At 65.7% G+C, this 5,312-nt stretch carries 7 protein-coding genes; all 7 read right to left on the bottom strand.

From position 1 onward, the window contains the following. The coding region (locus VJ307_08240; GenBank protein HJX74131.1) for a hypothetical protein at positions 1-441 on the bottom strand (441 nt) is incomplete at its 3' end. Positions 442-885: 444 nt separating this feature from the next. Then, positions 886-1,278, bottom strand: coding sequence for a 30S ribosomal protein S9 (gene rpsI / locus VJ307_08235; protein HJX74130.1), 393 nt, complete (start codon positions 1,276-1,278; stop codon positions 886-888). A gap of 4 nt (positions 1,279-1,282) precedes the next feature. Beyond that, positions 1,283-1,729 (bottom strand): 50S ribosomal protein L13, encoded by a 447-nt coding sequence (gene rplM, locus VJ307_08230; protein HJX74129.1) that lies wholly within the window; start codon positions 1,727-1,729, stop codon positions 1,283-1,285. 66 nt (positions 1,730-1,795) lie between these two features. Beyond that, positions 1,796-2,602 carry a tRNA pseudouridine(38-40) synthase TruA gene (gene truA, locus VJ307_08225; GenBank protein ID HJX74128.1) on the bottom strand — a complete coding sequence of 269 codons (807 nt, stop codon included), beginning with the start codon at positions 2,600-2,602 and terminating at the stop codon, positions 1,796-1,798. Positions 2,603-2,807: 205 nt separating this feature from the next. Continuing rightward, complete coding sequence (locus tag VJ307_08220) at positions 2,808-3,845, bottom strand: aspartate-semialdehyde dehydrogenase (GenBank protein ID HJX74127.1); 1,038 nt, start codon at positions 3,843-3,845, stop codon at positions 2,808-2,810. Between the two features lie 15 nt (positions 3,846-3,860). Next, a complete protein-coding gene (leuB, locus tag VJ307_08215; GenBank protein HJX74126.1) occupies positions 3,861-4,949 on the bottom strand; it encodes a 3-isopropylmalate dehydrogenase in 1,089 nt (362 codons plus the stop codon). A gap of 5 nt (positions 4,950-4,954) precedes the next feature. Next, on the bottom strand, positions 4,955-5,312 hold a 358-nt coding region (locus VJ307_08210; GenBank protein HJX74125.1), incomplete at its 5' end, for a 3-isopropylmalate dehydratase.

Raw genomic sequence — 5,312 nt, 5'->3', positions numbered from 1 at the left:
GACCGCCGCCAACGGAGTCTTGCGGAGGGCGTCCCGGTAGATCTCCGGCAGCCCGTAGACCGCCCGTTCGCCGAGCTCCGGGCTCACGTGCCGCACCCCGTAGACCGCCTCGTACAGCGGGATGCTCCGGAAACGGAAGTCGGCCGACAGGTCGACGACCCGGGGCCCCCGCGGGAGGATCTCCGCGGCCACAGAGGCGGAAACGGTGTGCGGAAGCGCAAGGAAGACCGCGTCCACGTCCACGGAGCGGATCTGCTCCATCTTTCCGAAGGCCGCATTCGCAAGCATCCCCCGGAAGGAAGGGAATGCCTGCCCGTACGGCAGATCGGAATACTGCTCGGAGGAAAGCGCCGATATCTTCGCCTTGGAATGCGACAGCAGCAGACGGATGAGTTCGAACCCCGTGTAGCCCGTCGCCCCGTAGATGGCCACCTTGGTCATGGCACCTCCCTCTCGGTCATGGATCGCGGTCTCCGCTGCGGAACCGTTTTCATCCTGAGCGCCGCGTCTCGTAGTTCCGGTCTCCTGTCGAGACGATGTACGATACCGTGCGCAGCGGTCGTGCGCCCGGCTGCGAGTGCCGGTTCCCGGGGCCCCTGGCTCGCAGGGGATTCCCCTCCGCTACGCTCGCGACCTGCGCCCGCTCGCTGCCGGTTCCGCTCGACGCAATCTCCCCCTCGCTCCACAGGCCGCTCCGCGGAACCCCCCGCATCGCCTGGGGTCCCCGGTTGCCGGCGCAGCAAGAGCCGAAGGAGCCCCCCTCCGAGGCTGCGGAGCGAGGCATGCGCCCGCGGCTTCCGTCACGACCCGCACCAACAAAAAAGGGGAAGGCGCCACCGGCCTTCCCCTTCGGGAATCGTCCGCGGGGCGAATCGCCCTGCGTGCTTACCGCTTGGAGAACTGGAACCGTTTCCGCGCCCCCGGTCGTCCGTACTTTTTCCGTTCCTTGACACGGGCGTCCCTCGTCAGGTACCCCGCACGCTTGAGCGTGGTCCGGAGCTCGGGGTTCTCGATCTGCAGCGCCTTGGCCAGCCCGTATTTGAGCGAGTCGGCCTGGGACGCAGGGCCGCCGCCCGTGACGTTGACTTCCACGTCGACGCTCTGCCGCTTCCCCGTGAGGACCAGCGGCTGCACCGCGTTCGCCCGCAGCGCGAGCACGGGGAAGTACTCCTCGAACTCCCGGCCGTTCACCTGGATCCGCCCGCTGCCCGGAGTCAGGTAGACGCGCGCGATGGAGGTTTTCCGTTTGCCCGTCGCATAGATCTTCGCCTGTGCCATTCGATTACGCCCTCTCCTGTTCGTTCACGGCCAGCGGCCTTGGCTGCTGGGCCTTGTGGGGATGATTCGGGCCGGCGTAGACTTTCAGCTTCGTGAACAGCCGGTCCCCCAGCCGGGTTTTCGGGAGCATTCCGCGAACCGCCCACTCGACGACCCGCCCCGGGTGCTTTGATGCTAGCACCTTTCCCGGCGTGGTCTCCTTCAGCCCCCCGATGTACCCCGTATGCCGGTAATACGACTTGTCGGTCATCTTCCGGCCGGTCAGCTTCACTTTGTCCGCGTTGATGACGATGACGAAATCGCCAATGTCCGCGTTGGGCGTGAACGCAGCCTTATGCTTCCCGCGCAACACCGACGCCACCCGGGTCGCGAGCCGCCCGAGCACCTGGTCCTGCGCGTCCACCACGTACCATTCCCGGGTCGCGTCCTCTTTCGTGAAAAAGTCCGTCATCTTCATTTCCTAGAGCCTTTCGCTTCGAAATCAAAGGAGATATTAGACCCCACCCGACTCCCCGCGTCAAGAGAAAAAGCCTTCTCCCCCCGCCCTTTCCCCGGCGGTACCGGCGTCCGGAGGGCTCCCGTAGGACACTTCCCACAGGAACAGCCCGTGGGGGGGGGCGGTTTCCCCGGCGAGCGTCCGGTCCCCAAGCCCCAGAAGTTCGCGCATTCGGTCCGGGGGGCTCTTCCCCCTGCCGATGTCCACCAGGGTCCCCACCACGTTTCGCACCATGTGCCGGAGGAAACCGCTGCCCGCGATCATGACGCAGTGCAGGCCCGGAACGGCTGCCTCCCCGATCCCGGCTCGGTAGATCTCCCGGACCGTCGTCCTCGCCGCGCACCCCTGCCCCCGGAAGGAGGTGAAGTCGTGACTTCCCACGATATGTGCGAGACCTTCCCGCATCGCCCCGAGGTCCACGGGACTCGCAAGGTGCCAGGCATACCTCGCGAAAAACGGGGAGGGAACGGGGGCATTGTGGAGAAAGTACCGGTATTCCTTGGACTTCGCGTACCGTCTCGCATCAAAGGCCAGGGGGACCTCCTCGGCGGAAAGAATCCGGATCTCCGGGGGGAGAAGGGCGTTCCCCCCGCGGACGATGACCTCCAGGGACCGTCTCCCGGAGTCGGCAAAATCGACCACCTGCCGCCGGGCATGCACCCCCGCGTCGGTGCGGCCGGCCGGCCGGATACGGACGGGTTCCCGGAGGAGGCTCTCGAGCGCCTTCTCGATCACCGCCTGGATGGTGACCCCGTTCGGCTGGAGCTGGAACCCCTGGTATCCCGTTCCGTCATAGGAGACGGTCGCCTTGACCCGTCGCTTCCTCATCGTGATCCCATGCCCCCGCCAAGTGCTGCGTTTCGCAATTACGGTCTCCTATCGGGCCGATTTCATGAGGCGGCGCTTTTCCCTCCCGGGAAGCGAAAAAAGGCCGGAAGCGGGGCGCTTTCGCCCCGCCTCCGGCCGCAGGTTCCTGCCGTCCGGGTGCTGCCGCTCCCGCTCTCTCGCGTCCCCCGACTCTTCGGGGAAAAACTCAGACGTTGGCGGGCTGCAGGTGCTTCCGGGCGAGGACCTCGGCAATCTGGATCGCGTTCAGCGCCGCGCCCTTCCGCAACTGGTCCCCGCACACCCAAAGGTTCAGGGCGTTTTCCGCGCTGTCGTCCTCGCGAATCCGCCCGACGTAGCAGTCGTCCTTTCCCGCGCAGAAAAGCGGCATCGGGTACCGGTTGTTCCCCGGGTCGTCCATCACCTGGCAGCCCGGGAAGGCCGCGATCAGCTCCCGTGCCTTCTCGCGGGTGATCTTCTTCTCGAACTGCGCGTTGATCGAGATCGAGTGGGCGGTGAGGACCGGCACGCGCACCGTGGTGCAGGTGACGCGCAGATCGGGAATCCCCAGGATCTTTCGCCCTTCGTTCGCCATCTTCATCTCTTCCTTCGTGTACCCGTTCTCCAGGAAGGCATCGATGTGCGGGATGACGTTGAAGGCGATCTGGTGCTTGAACGCCGCAACCTCCATTTTCTCATCCCGTGTGTAGGCTTTCGTCTGCGCGATGAGCTCCGCCATCGCTTTCGCCCCCGCCCCGGAGGTCGCCTGGTAGGAGGAGGCCACGACCCGCCGCAGCGTCCCGTAGTCGTGCAGGGGCTTGAGCGGCATGATCGCGATGATGGTGGTGCAATTCGGGTTCGCGATGATCCCCCGGTTCCGGTACTGGCCGATCGCTTCGGCATTGATCTCCGGCACCACCAGCGGGATGTCCGGCTCCATCCGGAAGGCCGACGAGTTATCCACCACCACCGCTCCGGACTCCCAGGCCGCCGGGGCGAACTCCTTGCTCCGGGATGCTCCCGCGGAGAACAGGGCGATGTCGATCCCCTTGAAGGAACTCTTCTGGAGCAGTTCGATCGGGATCTCCTCCCCCTGGAACCGGAGTTTCTTTCCGATCGACCTCTCGGAGGCCAGCAGGCGGACGCTCCGCAGGGGGAACTTCCTCTCCTCCAGGATCCGAAGCATCACTTCCCCGACCGCGCCGGTCGCTCCCGCTACCGCGACGCTAAACCGTTTCGTTCCCATGTTTGCAACTCCTTGTCACGCGTTGTCCCGGATGGCTTGCCGCACCCTTTTGCCCATTTCGGAGGTTCCCACCCGCCGGATCCCTGCCCCTTCGCGGAAGATGTCCCCCGTCCGGTTCCCGTCCGCGAGCACCTTTTCTACCGCGTTCTCGATCAGGGCGGACTCCCCGGGCATATTAAACGAGTAGTATAGCATCATTGCCACGGAAAGTATCGTCGCCAGAGGGTTGGCCAGTCCCTTCCCGGCGATGTCCGGTGCGCTTCCGTGGATCGGTTCGTACAGCCCCACCTCTCCCCCGAGGGACGCGGAAGGAAGCATCCCGATCGATCCCGTGATCATCGACGCCTCGTCCGTGAGGATGTCGCCGAAAAGGTTCGTCGTGACGACCACGTCGAACTGCTTCGGATACCGGACGAGCTGCATGGCGCAGTTGTCGACGAGCATGTGGGAAAGCGCGATGTCCGGGAATTCCCGCTCCCCCACCTCCGTGACGACCTTTCTCCACAGCACGCTCGCCTCCAGGACGTTCGCCTTGTCCACGGAGGTCATCCTCCCCGTCCGTTTCCGGGCCAGCTCGAAGGCGAACCGGGCGACCCGCTCGATCTCCGGGCGGGTGTACACCTCCGTGTTGATTCCCGTCTCGACGCCGTCGATCACATGGATCCCCCGGGGCTCGCCGAAGTAGATTCCCCCGGTGAGCTCCCGGACGACCAGGAGATCGATCCCCTCCACGAGCTCCCTCCGGAGGGGGGAGGCATCCAGAAGCGGTCCGTACACCTTCGCCGGCCGAAGGTTCGCGAAAAGCCCCAAGGTTTTCCGCAACCCGAGGAGGGCGCGCTCCGGCCGGACCTCGAAGGGGAGGGTGTCCCACTTCGGCCCGCCGACGGCTCCGATGAGCACGGCATCGGACGACTGCGCCAGGGACAACGCCCGGTCGGTCATCGGGACGCCGTGGACGTCGTACGACGCCCCGCCCAATAGTTCCTCCTCGGTCTCGAACCGCCTTTTCCCTGAAACCTCCTCGACCTCCCGGAGGACGGACAGCGCCTCCCGGACGACCTCGGGACCGATCCCGTCGCCGGGAAACACGCACACCTTGGGCATGGCCGCTATTTTCCTTTCCGCCGGGCCGCCATGAAGTTCAGCAGCCCCCCCGCATTGACGAGCTCCTGCATGAACGACGGGACCGGCGCGATGCGGTACTCCCGGTTCTTCGTCTCGTTCCGCAGCGTCCCGCTCTCCATGTCCACGACAAGCAGGTCCCCCGCGTCGATCTCTCCGACCGCCTCGGGCGCCTCGAAGATGGGGAGGCCCATATTGAACGAATTCCGGTAGAAGATCCGCGCGAACGACCGGGCGATCACGGCGGAGGCCCCGGACGCCTTGATGGCGATGGGGGCGTGCTCACGCGAGGAACCGCACCCGAAATTCTTCCCCGCCACGAGGAAGTCTCCGGGGGCCACCTTG

The sequence above is a fragment of the Candidatus Deferrimicrobiaceae bacterium genome, from assembly GCA_035256765.1.
In the GTDB taxonomy this organism is placed as follows: domain Bacteria; phylum Desulfobacterota; class Deferrimicrobia; order Deferrimicrobiales; family Deferrimicrobiaceae; genus CSP1-8.
The sequence above is the reverse complement of the archived record's forward strand: the minus strand, read 5'-3'. Positions and strand labels throughout refer to the sequence as shown.